Origin of the sequence: Lysinibacillus sphaericus, assembly GCF_002982115.1 — a bacterium.
GTDB lineage: Bacteria > Bacillota > Bacilli > Bacillales_A > Planococcaceae > Lysinibacillus > Lysinibacillus sphaericus.
This window is the reverse complement of record NZ_CP019980.1, coordinates 511,921-531,143: the sequence shown is the minus strand read 5'-3', so window position 1 is coordinate 531,143 and position 19,223 is coordinate 511,921. Positions and strand designations below refer to the sequence as shown.

Sequence of the window (19,223 nt, the reverse complement as noted above, 5' to 3'; positions counted from 1 at the left end):
CAAGGTTTGTATTCCGAAAATATCCTTAGAAAGGAGGTGATCCAGCCGCACCTTCCGATACGGCTACCTTGTTACGACTTCACCCCAATCATCTATCCCACCTTCGGCGGCTGGCTCCAAAAGGTTACCTCACCGACTTCGGGTGTTACAAACTCTCGTGGTGTGACGGGCGGTGTGTACAAGGCCCGGGAACGTATTCACCGCGGCATGCTGATCCGCGATTACTAGCGATTCCGGCTTCATGTAGGCGAGTTGCAGCCTACAATCCGAACTGAGAACGACTTTATCGGATTAGCTCCCTCTCGCGAGTTGGCAACCGTTTGTATCGTCCATTGTAGCACGTGTGTAGCCCAGGTCATAAGGGGCATGATGATTTGACGTCATCCCCACCTTCCTCCGGTTTGTCACCGGCAGTCACCTTAGAGTGCCCAACTAAATGATGGCAACTAAGATCAAGGGTTGCGCTCGTTGCGGGACTTAACCCAACATCTCACGACACGAGCTGACGACAACCATGCACCACCTGTCACCGTTGTCCCCGAAGGGAAAACCATATCTCTACAGTGGTCAACGGGATGTCAAGACCTGGTAAGGTTCTTCGCGTTGCTTCGAATTAAACCACATGCTCCACCGCTTGTGCGGGCCCCCGTCAATTCCTTTGAGTTTCAGTCTTGCGACCGTACTCCCCAGGCGGAGTGCTTAATGCGTTAGCTGCAGCACTAAGGGGCGGAAACCCCCTAACACTTAGCACTCATCGTTTACGGCGTGGACTACCAGGGTATCTAATCCTGTTTGCTCCCCACGCTTTCGCGCCTCAGTGTCAGTTACAGACCAGATAGTCGCCTTCGCCACTGGTGTTCCTCCAAATCTCTACGCATTTCACCGCTACACTTGGAATTCCACTATCCTCTTCTGCACTCAAGTCTCCCAGTTTCCAATGACCCTCCACGGTTGAGCCGTGGGCTTTCACATCAGACTTAAGAAACCACCTGCGCGCGCTTTACGCCCAATAATTCCGGACAACGCTTGCCACCTACGTATTACCGCGGCTGCTGGCACGTAGTTAGCCGTGGCTTTCTAATAAGGTACCGTCAAGGTACAGCCAGTTACTACTGTACTTGTTCTTCCCTTACAACAGAGTTTTACGAACCGAAATCCTTCTTCACTCACGCGGCGTTGCTCCATCAGGCTTTCGCCCATTGTGGAAGATTCCCTACTGCTGCCTCCCGTAGGAGTCTGGGCCGTGTCTCAGTCCCAGTGTGGCCGATCACCCTCTCAGGTCGGCTACGCATCGTTGCCTTGGTGAGCCGTTACCTCACCAACTAGCTAATGCGCCGCGGGCCCATCCTATAGCGACAGCCGAAACCGTCTTTCAGTATTGTCCCATGAGGGACAATAGATTATTCGGTATTAGCCCCGGTTTCCCGGAGTTATCCCAAACTATAGGGTAGGTTGCCCACGTGTTACTCACCCGTCCGCCGCTAACGTCAAAGGAGCAAGCTCCTTCTCTGTTCGCTCGACTTGCATGTATTAGGCACGCCGCCAGCGTTCGTCCTGAGCCAGGATCAAACTCTCCATAAAAGAAATTTGATTAGCTCAAATTGTTTTGCTGGCATCAATTTTGATGTCCAAAATTTTGTTTCGTTCACTAACTAAGTTAGCTAGTAAAAACTATATTGATTACGTTTTGCTTGTTCAGTTTTCAAGGTTCATTTTGTTGCCGTTTGTTTCAGCGACTTTTACATCTTAACATCTTTCGTTAATGATGTCAACATTTTTTTAAATATTTTTTGGAGCGGGTGATGAGAATCGAACTCACGACATCAGCTTGGAAGGCTGAGGTTTTACCATTAAACTACACCCGCAATTATTAAAATGTATTATGGCGCGCCCGGCAGGAGTCGAACCCACAACCTTCTGATCCGTAGTCAGACGCTCTATCCAATTGAGCTACGGGCGCATGTGTTAAATAACTGAACTGACTTGGTGCGGCCGAGAGGACTTGAACCTCCACGGGGTTGCCCCCACTAGGCCCTCAACCTAGCGCGTCTGCCGTTCCGCCACGACCGCATTCAAAAAAATAGGAACCTTCTTATTATACAATGATAATTCGAATTTTCAACCTTTTTCTTAAAAAAGATGAGCCATGAAGGACTCGAACCTTCGACCCTCTGATTAAAAGTCAGATGCTCTACCAACTGAGCTAATGGCTCATATTAAGAAATGAATGGCTGGGGTACTAGGATTCGAACCTAGGCATGACGGAATCAAAATCCGTTGCCTTACCGCTTGGCTATACCCCAATAAGTGGCGGTCCCGACCGGGATCGAACCGGCGATCTCCTGCGTGACAGGCAGGCATGTTAACCGCTACACCACGGGACCAATGTTACAATTATCTATTTATGAAAATGACCCCTACGGGATTCGAACCCGTGTTACCGCCGTGAAAGGGCGGTGTCTTAACCGCTTGACCAAGGGGCCATGGCTCCGAAGGCAGGACTCGAACCTGCGACAACCTGATTAACAGTCAGGTGCTACTACCAACTGAGCTACTTCGGAATAATCATATTGTGTTGTCGGCTTTATCTTGTCGACTTTTACTATTATAGGGATTAGCTGAATAAACGTCAACCCTTTTTTAAAAGTTTTTTTACTCAACTATCTTTAATTGCCCTGAACACTTGCCACAACAGTATCTGTTCACATTGAATCTAATTTTTCTAACATACCTTTGGTGACATTGTATACATTCATATGTATAGTGAGGGCGCTGTTTTTTGCTACGAGATTTAGGTATTTGCAACGTTGAACAAAATCGAGGGGCATTCACTTTTTTTAACAACGCTCGAAAATCTTTATCTCGATGTTGATAGCCCTTTCCTTCAAGGTGCAAGTGGTAATGACATAATTCATGAAGAATGATCCCCTCTACCTCTCTAACACCATATATTTCAAACGCCTTTGGATTGATTTCAATATGGTGGGATTGCAAAAGATAACGCCCACCTGTTGTACGCAGCCTTGGATTAAAGTATGCACGATGCATAAAGGGTTTATGAAAACTTTCTAATGAAATTCGACTTACAAGCTGTTGCAGTTCCTCATTGTTCAATTTCATCACCTCTAACAATAAGAATACCACACTGCGCAGTATAGACAGTGTGGTAAGAAATTATTACACTTCAACCATTTGTTTTTCTGGAGGAAGCATCGTTAATGAAATACGACCTTTGTTTACGTCTATTTGTTCCACCCATACTGTGACAATATCACCTAATGCCACAACCTCTAATGGATGTTTAATACGTTTTTTTTGCAACTTGGAAATATGCACAAGCCCATCTTGTTTTACACCAATATCAACGAATGCACCAAAATCGACGACATTCCTTACAGTACCTTGTAATTCCATTCCTACTTGTAAATCTTCCATTTTTAAAACATCCGTTTTAAGTAATGGTTGTGGGAAAGCATCACGTGGGTCACGGCTTGGTTTCATTAAAGTATCTACAATATCCTGAACAGTAACAACGCCAATCCCTAGACTTTCACTTAACACTTGAACATTAAGAGCTGCAATTGCTTCCTCTGCCTTTTGTGTTCCTAGTTCTTTTTTATTTATGTGAGCCGCATCTAAAATTTGCTCTGCAATATTGTAGCTTTCTGGGTGAATACCTGTCGCATCGAATGGATTTTTCGCTTCAGGCACACGTAAAAACCCTATTGCTTGCTCATACGTTTTTGCACCGAGGCGAGGAATTTTCTTCAGTTGCGCACGAGTTGTGAATTGCCCATTTTCTTCTCGTACTTTTACAATGTTTTCGGCAACGGTTTTCGATAACCCTGAAACATATTGCAATAAAGAGGCTGATGCTGTATTGACATCGACACCGACTTGGTTGACCGCTGTTTCTACTATAAATGTTAATGACTCTGATAATTTCTTTTGAGAAACATCATGCTGATATTGTCCAACACCTACTGCCTTTGGCTCAATTTTTACTAATTCCGACAATGGGTCCTGCAAACGTCGTGCAATTGACACCGCGCTCCGTTGCTCTACTTGCAAATCAGGAAACTCAGCACGCGCAACCTCCGACGCTGAATATACGGATGCACCGGCTTCGTTGACAATAACATAGGCCACATCTGTATTCACTTCACTTAAAACATCGGCAATAAATTGCTCAGTTTCGCGCGAGGCTGTCCCATTACCAATCGCAATGATTGTAATAGGATATTTCGCTAAAATCTCTTTCACAACTGCTTTTGATTTTGCTACATCTGGCTTTGGCGGATGTGGGTAAATCGCCGTAACTTCTAGCATTTTACCCGTCTCATCAACAACAGCTAATTTACAACCCGTACGATAGGCAGGATCCACCCCTAGTACATACTTACCTTTTAACGGTGGCTGTAGTAAAAGATTGCGGAGATTTTCCGAGAAAATATGAATCGCTTGCGCCTCTGCTTTTTCCGTTAATTCATTACGTAACTCTCTCTCAATCGATGGTTGAATTAATCGTTTATAGGAATCCTCTATTGCAAGTTTCACCTCTGCAATGGCAGGTGAGAAACCTGTTGCTGGTATCCACTCTTTCCACATAATCATCAGTACTCGATCTATCGGTACTTGGATAGCAACCTTTAAGACATCCTCCTTCTCCCCACGATTGACAGCTAAAATACGATGAGGAACAATGCGGTTGACAGGCTCTTCATATTCGTAATACATTTCAAAAACCTTTTTTTCATCTAGTTCCGCATTTTTTAAAGCGGTAGTCAGCATGCCCTCTTTCCAAGAAAAAGTACGGATTTTCTGCCGTATACTTGCATCATCAGCAAAGCGCTCTGCTAAAATGTCACGTGCTCCAGCAATTGCATCTTCCACTGTTGCAACATTCTCCATATCAACAAAATCTTGAGCTAATTGGACTAACGCTTCACTACGATACTCTAGCAGGAGATCAGCTAGAGGCTCCAACCCTTTTTCCTTTGCGATAGTCGCTTTCGTACGTCGTTTTTGCTTATATGGGCGATATAAATCTTCAACACGTTGTAATACCGTCGCCACTTGGATGGCTTGTTCCAGCTCTGGCGTAAGCTTATCTTGTTCTTGAATTAAACGAAGAACCTCTTCTTTACGTTGTTCAAGTTGCTGTATGTAATGATAACGATCTTCTACAGCTTTTATTTGTACCTCATCCAAAGAGCCAGTAGCTTCTTTTCGATAGCGCGCAATAAACGGGACGGTGTTACCTTCATCCAGTAACTTTATTACTGCCTCTGCTTGATTTGGTTTAATTGCTATATCCTTTGCAATAAGCTGGTACATTTGTTTTTGTTCCACATTATCACTACCTTTTTTCTTTTCATTTTACCACTACACTTCAATAAAAAACCAAAGATAGTCCATCCACCAAGAAGGACAGCCAAAAATAAAAGGCGCTATTGCTATTGGATTATGAAACCCTCTAGTAATAAACGCCCTAATGAAAGGTATTACAGTGGCACACTTCCACTTGCAAGAATGACCTCCTGTAATTTCTTAATTGCTTTTCTTTGAATTCTCGAAACATGCATTTGAGAAATACCTAATAGTTCTCCCGCTTCTTTTTGGCTCAGTTGCTCTAAATAAGTAAGCTGAATAATTTGTTTTTCTCGCTCATTCAAAACTTCCATTGCATCTGCAACAATCATTCTTCTGTTGGTCATTTCATAACCTATATCTTCTTTACCCATAATATCAGATAACGTGACAGTACTTCCGTCATTATCTGATTCGATTGAATGATCCATTGACAGTGCTTGGTAGCTTCGGCTCATCTCCATTGCCTCTAAAACTTCTTCCTCCGGTACCTCTAAACGCTCTGCAATTTCTTTAACGGAAGGTGAACGTTGGAACTCTATCGTTAACGATTCTACAGTCGTTTTAATACGTGGTCCAATTTCTTTAATTCGTCTCGGTACATGAACATCCCACGTTTTATCGCGTAAGAATCGTTTAATCTCCCCAATAATAGTAGGTACTGCAAAGGCCTCAAAACTGCGACCAAATGTAGCATCAAAACGTCTTATTGCACCTAGTAACCCGAGCATTCCAACTTGCACAATATCATCGTAATAAGATTTACCATATGAATATTTTCGCGCAATGGACTCTACTAAATTACGATAATGAATAACCAAATTGGTTTGAGCTTCTTCATCTTCTGTTGCTTGGTACAATTCTATCCACTTTAATACATCTTCCTTAGTAGAAGATTTATGTAGTGATTCTTTCGACATTTTTTTCCACCTGCTCCCTAGCGACGTACTTTGTCATGAAGACAGTTACGCCACCATCGTTATTAATCATCACCTCATCCATTAAAGTTTCCATTAAATAAAGCCCTAAACCGCCCTCTCTTAGCCCCGCAATACTGTCTCCCGGATGATAAGGCCCAATTTTCGTTTTAATCTCTTCAAAGTTAAAACTATTCCCATAGTCTGCAATCATCATTTCCAACTTGTTTTCATAGAGCGCACAACCTATGACAATTTCGCCTTCTTCAACATCTTTATACGCATGGTGCACAACATTTGTCACCGCTTCACTAACGGCAATTTTCAAATCTTCAATATCATCGTAGCTAAACCCTATGCGGTTAGCTAATCCAGAAACCGTTAAACGAATAACACTGACAAACTGCGGCTTTGCAGGAACCCTTATCTCAATATAATCAAATTCCTTCATTACTTAATTCCACCTTCTTATCAGTTTCAATATCCATCAGTTCACTTAAGCCAGTAATTTCAAATAATCTTTGTAACCGTTTAGATAGGCCTACAATTTTAACTTTACCTTCTTCACGTAAAGCTCTTTTATAAAAAGCTACTAAAATACCAAGACCCGTACTATCCATATAATTCACTTTCGATAAATCTAATTTAATCTCCATACCTTCTGTAATCTTAACCGCCTCTAGTTCCTCACGCAGACCAGAAGCTGTAAATGTATCAATTTCACCTTCAACATAACCATATAATTTTGTGCCATCTTTTTTAAAATTTACTACCATGTCCATACAGCCCACCTCCACCATATTTATTAGACTTTTCTTCTTTACCCGCATCTATCGGATGTTAAACATGATTAACTTTTTTTCTTCGCATAAATTTTATTTTTTTGAGTTACAAAAAACCAACGACAATTTTCTACAAACTTAAAAGGCAATAATGCTTGTAATGAAAAAAATTAAAAAAACATCAGGATAAATAAAATCCCTGATGCTCTATACACATATGTATATCAAAATTTAACAAGCCCCAAACTAATCATCAATGCTCCATCCACTTTTTCCATTACTGCATGATCTAGCTGCGTAATACGATCAGTCAATCTAGACTTATCAATTGTACGCACTTGCTCAAGCAAAATGACCGAATCACGTTCAAAACCGTACTTTTCAGCATTTATTTCAACATGTGTCGGTAATTTTGCTTTTTGAATCTGTGCAGTAATTGCCGCGATGATGACAGTCGGACTAAATCGATTTCCAATATCATTTTGAATTATTAATACCGGCCTAGTGCCACCTTGTTCGGATCCAACTACCGGCGATAAATCTGCAAAAAAAACGTCACCACGTTTTACATTCAAAGTGTCATCCCCCGCTAACGAGACGCTCCACTGTATGTTGTGCTTCATATTCCGCGTGCAAGCATTCACTTGCAATCATCAGGTTAATATGAGACATCTCAACATATCCTTTCATCATAGCTTCCCGTATTTGATTTGGTTGCTCCTGCATTAAATTTTTGCGCGACAAAATACGCACAAAAGATTCACCTTCAATTACTTCCTTTGTTTGTAGAATCAGTCTATCTTGAATAGCAATTGTAGCTTCTCTTAACTTTTTCTCGTACACAGCAAGCACCTCCAACGGAACCATACACTTTTTCATTACTACCCATTCTACCATTGAAAGATATTGTTGAAAAGACATGAAATGACAAAATATCTGACAATTTGAAGGACAAGTTGTAAAATTTTGTAGGTTTTCGAAAGTATGTGCTGGTACCATCCGTCATATTGACTTGGTGCCTTGTTACTTAATTTCACTATACATAATCCACTAATCCGAACAGAATTGGCTTTCCCATTCACAGATTAATTTCGACAAAAATTCGCTAACCCAATTTGTCTACATGTATTGAAAAATTATTTTCATTAAAAAACTACTTGTAATAAATTACGCGTTCCACCCATATTTTATAAGCCTACATAAAAGACTCCTCTAAAATTTGTCATACTCCTTATTTAACTTGACCAAAATTGAATAATTACTATTCACTCTTATTTTATGAAGAGAAGGGCTACTTGGTTAAACAAAGTTAAATGTAAATACGAGGAACTCTTGCTGTAATAATGCATGGTACTTCATAATTAATCGTTTCTAGCTTTGTTGCCCATTCATCTATTGAAATCTCATCTTGCCCTTGACGACCAATGAGCGTTACTTCCTTACCTATAGCATATGCTTTTGGTAGCGCAACCATACATTGGTCCATGCAAATTCGTCCAACTATAGGCATTCTTTGTCCGTCTATTAGTACCTCTTGTCCTGCTAATTTACGAATTACCCCATCTGCATAACCTACTGGAATTGTCCCAATCCACATATCTGTTTGTGCAATGAATGTTGCTCCGTAACCTACTGAATCTCCTGCTTTTAACTGTTTGACATGGACAAGCTCACTCTCAAGTGAAAAGGCAGGCTTCAATGGAAATGGTAAAATCCCCTCTACATAAGATGATGGTGCTAAACCATACATTGAAATACCATAACGTACAGCATCATATTGTAAACGATTATCCTTTACCAAAGCCGTTGCTGTATTGGATGCATGTACTAGTCTAGGTTTGTCAGGCAATATAGCAATGAGCTTTTCAAATAACGCTACTTGGCTATCGAAATAGGCTGTGTCTTCCTCATCAGCTGTTGCAAAATGAGTAAAAATGCCATCCAATTCTACATTATCTGTTGAATGGATGGTATGGTATAGCGCTAACAATTCGCTTTCGGTGCGTATACCAATTCTGCCCATTCCACTATCTACCTTAATATGTAGTTGTAAAGGGTTTTCTTCCCCTGCTACCATTGTTGCAACTTGCTGTACCCATTCACTTGAAAATACCGTAAGCGTAATGCGTTGTTGTGCTGCATAGGATGCAAACGATACTGGCGAGGCCCCTAATATTAGTATGTCTGGTTCTTCGAAATGTGCTCGAATATGTAATGCTTCATCTGGTGTAGCCACGGCAAGCATTGTTGCACCCGCTTCCAAAGCTGCTTTAGCAACTGCAATATCCCCATGTCCATAGGCATTAGCTTTTACGACTGCGATAATTTGTACATTTGGTTGGAGTAGATCTTTTAAATTTTTTATATTTTGTTGGATTGCTTGTAAATCTACAATTGCTTTGGTTGGTCTAAAATACTGCTGTGTCTCCATTAGAATACCCTCTTTTTTAGTTATTAAACCGTTATGTATAGGAATAATTCCATATAACATTAAATTCTAGCATACTACTTGTCCGCCATTTGGATAATACATTGATGATCTACTTGTGCATGTCATTATATAAATTCGACAGCATGTTAATTTTTCCCTTTTTATTCCTATTAAAACTAGCTTATCTTTTTGTAGAACATGCAACATACTTCTATAGATCATTAATCTCCACTGTTTCACATTACTATACATAAACTGCTAGAAATAAAAAGTTCTTTTATTGCCTAATAAGCTACAGCTCTCTTTTCAGAAAGCTGTAGCTAGAAAAATTACTTCATACTACTTATCGTCATGGAAGTCGCAACTTCCACCATTTCTTCACGTGTTAATTTACTAGAAGCTACAAAGAATGCGACGCCATCTTTTTCCCAGCTAATGGACGTATCTGTAATCGCGCCAATTGTAAATCCTAAGTCAACAGGATCACCTGGCGAAGTAACTGGTAACATAGAGGACTCTTTCATAACTGGTTGCTGCATAACTGTAAACGCTTTATCCCCTTCAAACGTTAAAATAACTCGTTCCATACCACTATCACTAATGGCTTTTTCATTTGTCATTTTCGTGTTTTCAAAATTCACAACTGGATAATGCGTTTGGAATTCTTGATATTCAACCTCTGCACCGACTGCTTCTTTTTCACCATTTGCATCTGCTTGACCTTTAGCATCCGTTTCACCTTTTGCATCTTTATCATCTTTTGCATCTTTGTTTGCAGGTGCAGCTTGTTCGCCTTTTGAATCTTCTGTTTCAGTAAATTGTTCAACAGCATACTCTTTCGCAGCATGTTGTACACCTAGCTTAATATTATTAAATGTAATACGAATTTGCTCTTCTTTGACATCATTCATAATCACTACAGATGTAGGAAGCATCGTTTTCTTATCTACCGTTATAACTTGGTGAGGCATACTATTTTTATAACTATTTCTAGTAGCCGCTTCAAATATATATGCTTTGTCCTCTTCTTTCATGACTAAATTTTTATCTTCAGCTAAATCTTCTGCTAATGCTCCGATTAAATACGCCTGACTATTTTTCTTTGGCCAATCGCTTTGGAATTTGTACATTTTGTTTAATGTTGGTGTAACCACAAAAACTCCATCAGCATTACGCACAATCATTTGCGATACATCTTTCCCACTTTCCACTACTTCCACTCGATAGAAATCAGGTTTAGTATGCCACACGGTAACATCATATGTTCTAGGTTCTCCACCTGATTTAATCTCCATCTTAGCGTCTAACTCATAACCATTCGTCTCTGACCACTTACCATTAACTTTCTTCAACACTTTTTCCTGTGAGGCTGTACCACACGCCGACAGAAGTAATATCGCACAAATTAAGACGAGCCAAGTAACTAAACGGTTGCCCACGCTTTCACCCTTTCTTCTTTCAAATCCACTACGACAATATATGAACCATATTTGTCAGTTATGTCATTTGATGAAAAGGCAATATATTTTATTCCATAAGTAATATTACTTGCGCGGCTGCATATTGCTTAGAATGTGTAATACTAACAAAGCCCTTTACAAGCTCTCCTTTAAAATATAAAACAGGGTTACCCGCTTCCCCTCTTAATATTTCAACATCTTGTAGCGCACAATCTTTCCCTATTCCGGTACCTAGCGCTTTTGAAAAGGCCTCTTTTGCCGCAAATCGCCCTGCTAAAAATTCTATTTTGCGAGATTCAGAATGCGCTGTAAATAGTGCACGTTCGTTAACTGATAAAATGCGGTCCATAAATTTATCTGTGCGTGTCATTGCTTTCACAATACGCTCAGTTTCTACAATATCGAGACCAATTCCTTTAATCATATGAACTTCTCCTTTTCTTATTTCCAAAAAGCCATGTATAATAATTGTAAATTGAGGTGGAGCTATGTTTAGTAGAACAGAAAATTTTAAGCAATATACAAGTTATTATCCTGTTGTTTCAACACTAATAGCAGTGAATCTTATTCTTTATGTATTAACACTTCTTCCAGTCATAGGAGAACTGCTGTGGAACTATGGGATTCAAGTCAATTTCCTTATACAAAGCGGTGAATGGTGGCGGATTTTCTCTGCGATGTTCTTACATGCGAACTTTATGCATGTGCTCTTTAATATGTTCTCCCTGTTTTTATTTGGGCCAGAACTTGAGAAAATTGCAGGTAAAGCACGCTTCATTACGATTTATTTATTATCGGGTATCGTAGGGAACATGGCAACCTTTATGCTTAATGACAGTAGTTATGCCAGCCTTGGCGCAAGCGGCGCAATTTTTGGTATCTTCGGTGCGTTTGGTGCACTTGTCTACTACACGCGTCGTACAATGCCAATGCTTCGTAAGCTTATTTTGCCGATTATCGTCATCAGTGTCATCATGACTTTCTTACAGTCTAATGTAAATGTTTATGCCCATTTAGGTGGCTTAGTGACTGGATTCCTACTCGGACTTATTTACCTACATCCTACAAGAATTCTAAGTTGGCGCAAACAAAGAATGGCAGGAAAATAGCTTGTAAAAAGAGGAGCTACCCCATCAGTGAGGTGTTAATCACTGCGGGCTGTTCCTCTTTTTTATAGCTTAACATCCCTAACATTCCATTTTTTCTAAGGTCATTGACATGCTATCGTTGAAATTATAGTACAACAGTAGCCTCTTTCGCCATTTTTATTTTTTTCCATTCTACTGCGGTTAGCCCATAGACAACCTGATCTACATAATGATCGTATAGCCATTCAGCATCTCTTAAACGCCCTTCTTCATTGAATCCTAGCACTTTAGGAATTGTCCGACTACGTATATTCCCCACTGCAACGCGGACTTCAATGCGATTTAACTTTAGATATTCGAAAGCAAAATCAATAAATGCCCTCATCGAATTTGTCACAAGCCCATTGCCAACAAACTCATTCCCTAACCAATAGCCAATACTTGTCCACTTATGTTGCCAATTCACTTGATGATAACCAATGACCCCCGCTAGCTTACCATCATAATAAATTCCAGCCTGTATCCCATTATGGTCAGCATATTGTTGCATTGCATTTCGAACAAATTGTTCTGTATCTTTGACCGTCTTGACATTGTCTACAAAGGGTAACCACTCACGTAAAGTCTCTCTTGAACGGTCTGTTAGCGCAAATAACTCCTCTACATCATTTAAATCTAACATTTTTAAATAGGTGTGCTCATTTATGCTGTATCGAAACATCAAATCCACCCCTTTTTGTCAATTTATTCTATTATAAACGCATTTTTTCTAGATTTGTATATAAAAAAAGCTAATCTTTACATTTTTATGCAAAGATTAGCTAATCATTTTCTATTTAATGTTCATACCAAGTTAATATAGTTTCAGCATCTTGTTGTTCTAGGCTAGGTACATTACCTGTCATACCAGCCATTCCTGACATTACCGTCGCTTTTATCGACATGACTTGTTTACGCTTTTGGAAATACGTTTGACTACTTTCCATAGATTGTATACGTTTTTTCTCCATAAACAATGTAATGCGACTAAAGATCCGATATTGCATTGTCAATTGCTTGCCGTCAATCATGTAGCCTGCTGTTCGATGTTGCCAAATACCAAGGAATATGATTAATGGTATTAATAAGAATGCTAATAACCCGTAAGGATATAAGAAATAACTGCTTGCCCCTATTATCGGTACGAGCCAAATGAAATCAATGCGATAAAAAAATGGACGTGCACGTTTCGGAGCCTTTATAAATTCAGGATGCCAATTCATTTCAGGGAAAAGTTGTTCTAGCGTCTGTACACAATGTTGTTTTTTAATCAGTGGGAACAATGCAATTTTCTTATCTCCACCCTTTTCACCATTTCCCCCTGCACTTTCTACTACAACCGTAGCAAAACCAAATATTTGACGCAAAGGGTTTTCAACTATACGGATTGCCTGTATACGATTTAATGGTAATGTAATTCTTTTCTTCTCCAGTAACCCTTTAGTAATCATTAACTTTTCATCTTCAATACGAACCGTATAATCGTAATAATTCACAAGTGTTATAACAACCGATAGTAGCCACGCAATAATTAACACAAACATGATCATTAAAGCAACTAAGAATGCGCCAATCTTCACAATATCTGCCACTTCATGAAAGACCTCTTCATACGGGATAATATCCGAAAACTGAGAGATGACCGCTGCAACACCTGATAGGACAACGCCAATTCCACCAGAAGTCGTTGCTAATACAAGTAAATCCCGCATCGACATACGATAAATAACAGGCACCATCACTTCTTCTATTTGTCCATGTGCTAGTTCCTCGCCAAGTGGTTGCGCGATTTGTGTTTTTGCTCGACGCATTTCTTCTTCAATAACATCAGCCGCTATTTTTTGAATAGCTGTTAATTCTACCTCTGGCTTGCCACCTTTATTGCCTGCTGTCTCAACTTGCACCTTGACTAGGCCAAATATCCGATGAAAAATACCTTCATGGTAATTTAAACTTTGAATGCGCTCAAATGGAATATAACGCTTCTTTTTGACGAATAACCCGTACTTTACTCTGAGTTCACCATCCTCAAACCAGTAAACAAAGGTACGCCACTTTACAATACCACCGACAAGCGCTAGTACTGCCCCTACCCCCCACACGCCAAACAGTAATACGGTTTCAAAAAAATATTCACTGCGGAAGTTCAAGGAAAAGTTAAAGCCATTACTAATAATGATAATGGCTACAGGTAAGATCATACTCTTTAGTGCTTTGACACTAGAGATAATCGCCGATACAGGGTGTAAACGATACAATTCGTTAGACATCATCTTCCGCCACCCTTGCTAATTCCGAAATACGCGCACGAAGTCCATCTGCTTCATCCATGACCAGTGCTGGAATTGTATGTACCGTGGCGGCTGTAGAAATTGAAATATTACCTAGGCTGTATCTTTTTAAAATGGGGCCTTGTGTCGTGTCAACATGTTGCACACGTACCATTGGTATTAATGTGCGTTTGACAACAAACAAGCCATGTTGGACTTCAATTTCATGTTCGCGCACTTCGTATCTCCAGCGTTCCCATCGAATTTTCGGGAATAAATACGCAGAAAAAAATGCACTTAATAGAACAACAGCAATCGCGATAAAATAAATAAATGAAGGCCATTCATAATAATAAGTGCCATAACAAACCAATGCTGCAATGACTAACAACAGCAATGTTTGTAACACACCATATAATCGCCATACTGTTAACCCTTTTCGGGAAATTTGATGAATTGGTTCAGCTCTCAAAATTGTTCCTCCTCTTTTCATTACCTATGTATACGTACGCAAATACTAATTTGTTTCAAATAAATCCATAGCCTTTTCATCATAATTAACCGCCATCTAAACATCTAGTATATCGCCTTTTTATTATACGGCGCTATAGTTTAATGCTTATAATAAGCCGCTTTCGTCGCAACGTTCCGTTTAGAAATCTCGCATACTTACTTTTCCTTCCAAAAATTTCGAATAAATTAATTTAACTATAAATATAAAAAACCTTACAGTCAATTTGACTGTAAGGTTTGAAAGTTAATTAGTCTTCATGGCGACGTGGTGCACGTGAACGACCTTGTCCACCTTCACGACGAGCTCCGCCCTCACGGCGACCACCTTCACGACGGCCTCCACTGTTGCGACGATCGCCACCACTACCTTCACGACGGTTACCGCCAAAGCTACGACCACCACCGCTTCTGTTACGGCTATTACGATCGCCTCCGCGGCCACCACCGCCACCACCAGAACGCTCACGGCGCATTGGTAATGGACGCTCTTCTGTAATTGTAACAGGCGTATCATCCGGCTCTTTTGTTAATGAGCGTAATGCAGCTGCTACTACATCGATTGCATCATGGTTTTCAAGTACTTCTGTAGCTAATGTACGATAATCACCTAAGTTATTATTAGCAATAAGACCTTCAAGTGTCTCAATAGCTAAACGTTGTTGACCTACTAAAGCTTCGTCATTTGTTGGCGGACGAAGTGGTGTCATACGTTTTTTCGTTGTTTCTTCAACAATACGTAAATAGCCCATTTCACGAGGTGTTACAAATGTTACTGCAAGACCTGATTTTCCGGCACGGCCAGTACGACCAATACGGTGAACGTAAGACTCAGGATCTTGAGGAATATCAAAGTTATACACGTGTGTAACGCCTGAAATATCTAGACCACGAGCTGCTACATCTGTTGCAACAAGGATATCAATTTTATTTTCTTTAAATTGACGTAAAACTGAAATACGTTTTGCTTGGCTTAAATCACCATGAATTCCTTCAGCAAGATATCCTCGGATTGATAAAGCTTGTGCTAGCTCATCAACACGGCGTTTTGTACGTCCAAAGATAATCGCTAATTCTGGTTGGTGAACGTTTAATAGACGAGATAAAACATCGAATTTTTCGCGCTCAGCAGCTTTCACAAAGTATTGATCAATGTTATCCACTGTTAATTCTTTTGCTTTAATTTTTACAATTTCAGGGTCACGCATAAATGTCTCAGCGATTTTACGGATTGCTGGTGGCATTGTTGCTGAGAATAATAATGTTTGGCGCTCAGCAGGTACGTTTTCTAAAATTGAATTTATATCATCGATGAAGCCCATGTTTAACATTTCATCTGCTTCGTCCAGTACAAGTGTTTGAACATCTTCTAGTTTTAAAGTACGACGATTAATATGGTCTAAAATACGACCTGGTGTACCAACAATAATTTGTGGTTTATTTTTCAGTGCACGAATTTGACGTCCGATTTCTTGACCACCGTAAACTGATAATAATTTCACACGCTTGTCGTAACCGACTTTATATAGTTCTTCTGAAACTTGAATCGCTAATTCACGAGTTGGAGCAATTACTAATGCTTGGATATTAGGGTTTTTAGGATCGATTTTCTCGATAAGTGGAATACCAAAAGCGGCAGTTTTACCTGTACCAGTTTGCGCTTGACCTAATACATCGCGACCTTCAATGGCAAAACGAATAGTACCCTCTTGGATTGGTGTTGCTTCTTCGAATCCCATACGTTTTACTGAACGTAGTGTAGATTCACTAATATTTAATTCTGAAAAATTTGTCAAACTTCTCAATCTCCTTTTTTCCTTTTAAGTTGACAAATGGTTACATTTTCAGATGAAGTTGTCGGCAAATTCGAGCCTGTGTTGTGGAACGTTTCCGTTACTTAAAAATTCTCTCTACAAATGTTTCAAGTAGAGCTCTTATATGAAAAGGAAAGCCCGGTCTTTACCGAGCGGTTCGATTCTGCGTAATTATTCACTTAGAATAAAACCGTTATGTTCAAAAAAAAGTACTCTTCAACCAAATTATGAAGAGTCTTCGCACAAAATGTATCCATTGCTTACACTAGTCTATCACGGGAATCAAACGTATGCAACGATAACGCATGAGTCGTAATAATCTGACTATTTACTTATCCTTTAAAAACGCTAAAACCTTCGTAAACCAATCAAAACAATCTTCACAATGACAAATATGGTGTTTGCCATTGTTAGAAAAATACAACTTTTTATTTGTTGAAGCAAGCTGATCAAACAAAAATTGAGCGGTATGATAGGGCACAATTCCGTCTAATTTCCCTTGTACAATATACACTGGAATTTTAATGTCCTGATAGTACGGCGCTACCTTTTGGACAAGTTTCATGAATTCAATCGTAGCTGCTAAGGGGACGTTGTTGAACTTATGACGATATCTCAAAAACAACTCATTATTCGAAAGGTTGCGATGATACGCTTCAGTTGCTAACATTTTAAAATCTTTAACAAGCTGCTTAGGGCTAATGTATTTAGCTGCAGCACTAAGCAGTACAAGCTTCTTCACCTTATAACGTTTCGCTAAATATAACGCAATAATGCCACCCATAGAAAAACCAACGACAATCACTTCATCCACTTTTTTCGATAGCGCTCGAAAAGCTAACTCCGCATCCATTAACCAATGCTGTGCGGTAAAGCCTTTCATCTTTAGTTCTTCTCCATGCCCTGATAAGGTAGGCGTCTCGATTAGCCAATCTGTATTGGCTTGTAAATAAACGGTAAACGGCTCTACCTCATAAGCACCACCCGAAAATCCATGAATACATAATACCCCTATCGTCATTACCCTCACCTCAAAAAGTGGCTGTTTTACTAGCAATAGCATACAAAATGCTTTCCAATTTTTTTAATAAAGGGTAAAAATCAGCGCATCTGTAAACCAGAGCGGATTTTTACCCCAAGTAACAATTCATTATGTCAACAACCGCAAATCATGAAGTAAATGATTGCAAAATTGTTTCTAGTTTCATCCCACGTGAGCCTTTTAATAAAACAATGGATTTCTCTGTTGCCTGTTGAAGCTTTGCAATGATAGGCGCAAAATCATCCTTGTCGTATAATAAATGGTCAGCGTCGAAACGTTCTTTCAACACCTCATACAAGAAAGCCATACGCGGGCCGTACAAGCACACATAGTCAATTTCACCTTCATGAATTGCTAATGATAACTCTTCATGGAAGCTTTTTTCATTATCCCCTAGTTCCAGCATATCACCTAAGACAAGCCACTTTTCAGGGCGAATAGTTGTAGTGGCTATAAACTGAATCGCCGCCTTTACCGACGTAGGTGCAGCATTGTAAGCATCATTAATAAATAATGCACCTTGATTTCCTTGTATTTGCTGCATACGCATATCTGTTAACGTTACGTCTTTTAAAGATGTACGGATTTGCTCATCCGTTAAACCTAGTTTTTGCGCGATAAGCATGGCAATTAAAGTGTTTTTCACCTGATGCTTCCCAAGAACAGAAATAAAGAAATCCCCTTCAATAGCACCATGTGTTGTAAAGCTACTTCCACTTGCAGTTGCTTCAATATTATCAGCATATAACAAATCGCCTGGTTCTAAACCAAACGCCTGTGCATTTAAATTTTGTTCTTTTGCAACAAGCTCATTTAATAATGGCTCATCACCATCATAAAAGAGTACGCCATCCTCTTGCATACCTTGTATAATTTCAAACTTCGCCTTTGCAATACCGGCACGCGAGCCTAGGTCTTGCATATGTGCCTCACCGATATTGGTAATTACCGTTATATGAGGACGAGCTAACTTTGTTAAAAACTCAATTTCCCCAAATCCACTCATGCCCATTTCAAGTACAGCAACTTCTGTATCCTCTTGGAGCTGTAAAATCGTAATTGGTAAGCCTAGTTGATTATTAAAATTACCAATTGTTTTTTGTACTTTAAAAAACGGTGCTAGCGTGCCCGCTAAAATATCCTTTGTGGATGTTTTACCATTCGATCCTGTAATACCAATAAAGGTCGCCTTATGCTCGTTACGATAAGCACGTGCCATTTGCTGTAACGCCAACTCTGAATCATCCACAAATAGTAACGGAACATTTTTGGGCGGGTTAGGTTCATCTTTTTGCCAAAGCGAAGCACCCGCTCCTTTTTCAAAAGCTTGTTGTACAAACTTATGACCATTTGCCTGTTCACCACGGAATGGCACAAATAAATCCCCTTGGCAGATTGTTCTTGTATCAATCGATATACCAGATACAATCGTATCTCCGAAAGCTGGCACCTCATCATTTAACCATGCTGCTAATTCCTTTAATGTCTTTTTCACAATAA

The 19,223-nt window shown here is 39.8% G+C and carries 17 protein-coding genes, 8 tRNA genes and 1 rRNA gene; 1 reads left to right on the top strand and 25 read right to left on the bottom strand.

Annotated features, from left to right (window positions below):
- Positions 1-29 precede the first annotated feature (29 nt).
- The 19 genes from LS41612_RS02680 to acpS form a co-directional block, all read right to left on the bottom strand.
- Positions 30-1,581: ribosomal RNA gene (locus tag LS41612_RS02680) — 16S ribosomal RNA — on the bottom strand.
- A gap of 210 nt (positions 1,582-1,791) precedes the next feature.
- Positions 1,792-1,865: transfer RNA gene (locus LS41612_RS02675), tRNA-Gly, on the bottom strand.
- Positions 1,866-1,883: 18 nt separating this feature from the next.
- Positions 1,884-1,960, bottom strand: a tRNA-Arg gene (locus tag LS41612_RS02670).
- Positions 1,961-1,984: 24 nt separating this feature from the next.
- Positions 1,985-2,070 (bottom strand) — tRNA-Leu (locus LS41612_RS02665).
- A gap of 70 nt (positions 2,071-2,140) precedes the next feature.
- Positions 2,141-2,213, bottom strand: a tRNA-Lys gene (locus tag LS41612_RS02660).
- A 15-nt stretch (positions 2,214-2,228) separates the two neighbouring features.
- Positions 2,229-2,303, bottom strand: a tRNA-Gln gene (locus tag LS41612_RS02655).
- 5 nt (positions 2,304-2,308) lie between these two features.
- Positions 2,309-2,384, bottom strand: a tRNA-Asp gene (locus LS41612_RS02650).
- A 27-nt stretch (positions 2,385-2,411) separates the two neighbouring features.
- Positions 2,412-2,483 (bottom strand) — tRNA-Glu (locus LS41612_RS02645).
- A 1-nt stretch (position 2,484) separates the two neighbouring features.
- A tRNA-Asn gene (locus LS41612_RS02640) sits at positions 2,485-2,561 on the bottom strand.
- A 91-nt stretch (positions 2,562-2,652) separates the two neighbouring features.
- On the bottom strand, positions 2,653-3,114 hold the full coding sequence (locus LS41612_RS02635; protein WP_024361303.1) for a SprT family protein: 462 nt from the start codon (positions 3,112-3,114) through the stop codon (positions 2,653-2,655).
- A 63-nt stretch (positions 3,115-3,177) separates the two neighbouring features.
- Entirely contained in the window at positions 3,178-5,352 is a 2,175-nt protein-coding gene (locus tag LS41612_RS02630) for a Tex family protein (RefSeq protein ID WP_024361304.1), read from the bottom strand.
- A gap of 152 nt (positions 5,353-5,504) precedes the next feature.
- Positions 5,505-6,290, bottom strand: a complete 786-nt coding sequence (gene sigB, locus LS41612_RS02625) for an RNA polymerase sigma factor SigB (protein ID WP_024361305.1) — start codon at positions 6,288-6,290, stop codon at positions 5,505-5,507.
- Complete coding sequence (gene rsbW, locus LS41612_RS02620; RefSeq protein ID WP_024361306.1) at positions 6,268-6,738, bottom strand: anti-sigma B factor RsbW; 471 nt, start codon at positions 6,736-6,738, stop codon at positions 6,268-6,270. Before rsbW ends, sigB begins: the two co-directional genes overlap by 23 nt.
- Positions 6,725-7,069, bottom strand: coding sequence for an STAS domain-containing protein (locus tag LS41612_RS02615; RefSeq protein WP_024361307.1), 345 nt, complete (start codon positions 7,067-7,069; stop codon positions 6,725-6,727). The genes rsbW and LS41612_RS02615 overlap by 14 nt, the downstream gene beginning before the upstream one ends.
- Positions 7,070-7,293: 224 nt before the next feature.
- The gene (locus tag LS41612_RS02610; protein WP_008177055.1) at positions 7,294-7,644 is read right to left on the bottom strand and encodes a type II toxin-antitoxin system PemK/MazF family toxin; all 351 of its coding nucleotides are present in this window, start codon (positions 7,642-7,644) and stop codon (positions 7,294-7,296) included.
- A 4-nt stretch (positions 7,645-7,648) separates the two neighbouring features.
- The gene (locus LS41612_RS02605; RefSeq protein ID WP_080653282.1) at positions 7,649-7,912 is read right to left on the bottom strand and encodes a hypothetical protein; all 264 of its coding nucleotides are present in this window, start codon (positions 7,910-7,912) and stop codon (positions 7,649-7,651) included.
- A 466-nt stretch (positions 7,913-8,378) separates the two neighbouring features.
- Positions 8,379-9,500 (bottom strand): alanine racemase, encoded by a 1,122-nt coding sequence (gene alr, locus LS41612_RS02600; RefSeq protein ID WP_024361309.1) that lies wholly within the window; start codon positions 9,498-9,500, stop codon positions 8,379-8,381.
- Positions 9,501-9,829: 329 nt separating this feature from the next.
- Positions 9,830-10,939: a LolA family protein gene (locus LS41612_RS02595; RefSeq protein ID WP_024361310.1), complete on the bottom strand. Its 1,110-nt coding sequence runs from the start codon at positions 10,937-10,939 to the stop codon at positions 9,830-9,832.
- An 88-nt stretch (positions 10,940-11,027) separates the two neighbouring features.
- A complete protein-coding gene (gene acpS, locus LS41612_RS02590; RefSeq protein WP_024361311.1) occupies positions 11,028-11,384 on the bottom strand; it encodes a holo-ACP synthase in 357 nt (118 codons plus the stop codon).
- A gap of 64 nt (positions 11,385-11,448) precedes the next feature.
- Here acpS and LS41612_RS02585 point away from each other — a divergent pair, with 64 nt between their 5' ends.
- Positions 11,449-12,069 carry a rhomboid family intramembrane serine protease gene (locus tag LS41612_RS02585; RefSeq protein WP_024361312.1) on the top strand — a complete coding sequence of 207 codons (621 nt, stop codon included), beginning with the start codon at positions 11,449-11,451 and terminating at the stop codon, positions 12,067-12,069.
- 124 nt (positions 12,070-12,193) lie between these two features.
- Here the strand turns inward: LS41612_RS02585 and LS41612_RS02580 are convergent, their stop codons facing one another.
- The 6 genes from LS41612_RS02580 to LS41612_RS02555 form a co-directional block, all read right to left on the bottom strand.
- Positions 12,194-12,769, bottom strand: coding sequence for a GNAT family N-acetyltransferase (locus LS41612_RS02580; protein ID WP_024361313.1), 576 nt, complete (start codon positions 12,767-12,769; stop codon positions 12,194-12,196).
- A 115-nt stretch (positions 12,770-12,884) separates the two neighbouring features.
- Positions 12,885-14,357, bottom strand: coding sequence for a PH domain-containing protein (locus LS41612_RS02575; RefSeq protein WP_024361314.1), 1,473 nt, complete (start codon positions 14,355-14,357; stop codon positions 12,885-12,887).
- Positions 14,350-14,829 carry a PH domain-containing protein gene (locus LS41612_RS02570; protein WP_024361315.1) on the bottom strand — a complete coding sequence of 160 codons (480 nt, stop codon included), beginning with the start codon at positions 14,827-14,829 and terminating at the stop codon, positions 14,350-14,352. Before LS41612_RS02570 ends, LS41612_RS02575 begins: the two co-directional genes overlap by 8 nt.
- Positions 14,830-15,118: 289 nt before the next feature.
- A complete protein-coding gene (cshA, locus tag LS41612_RS02565; protein ID WP_024361316.1) occupies positions 15,119-16,663 on the bottom strand; it encodes a degradosome RNA helicase CshA in 1,545 nt (514 codons plus the stop codon).
- Positions 16,664-17,009: 346 nt separating this feature from the next.
- Positions 17,010-17,702: an alpha/beta hydrolase gene (locus LS41612_RS02560; RefSeq protein WP_024361317.1), complete on the bottom strand. Its 693-nt coding sequence runs from the start codon at positions 17,700-17,702 to the stop codon at positions 17,010-17,012.
- Positions 17,703-17,850: 148 nt separating this feature from the next.
- Positions 17,851-19,218, bottom strand: coding sequence for a UDP-N-acetylmuramoyl-tripeptide--D-alanyl-D-alanine ligase (locus LS41612_RS02555; protein ID WP_024361318.1), 1,368 nt, complete (start codon positions 19,216-19,218; stop codon positions 17,851-17,853).
- Between the last annotated feature and the right edge of the window lie 5 nt (positions 19,219-19,223).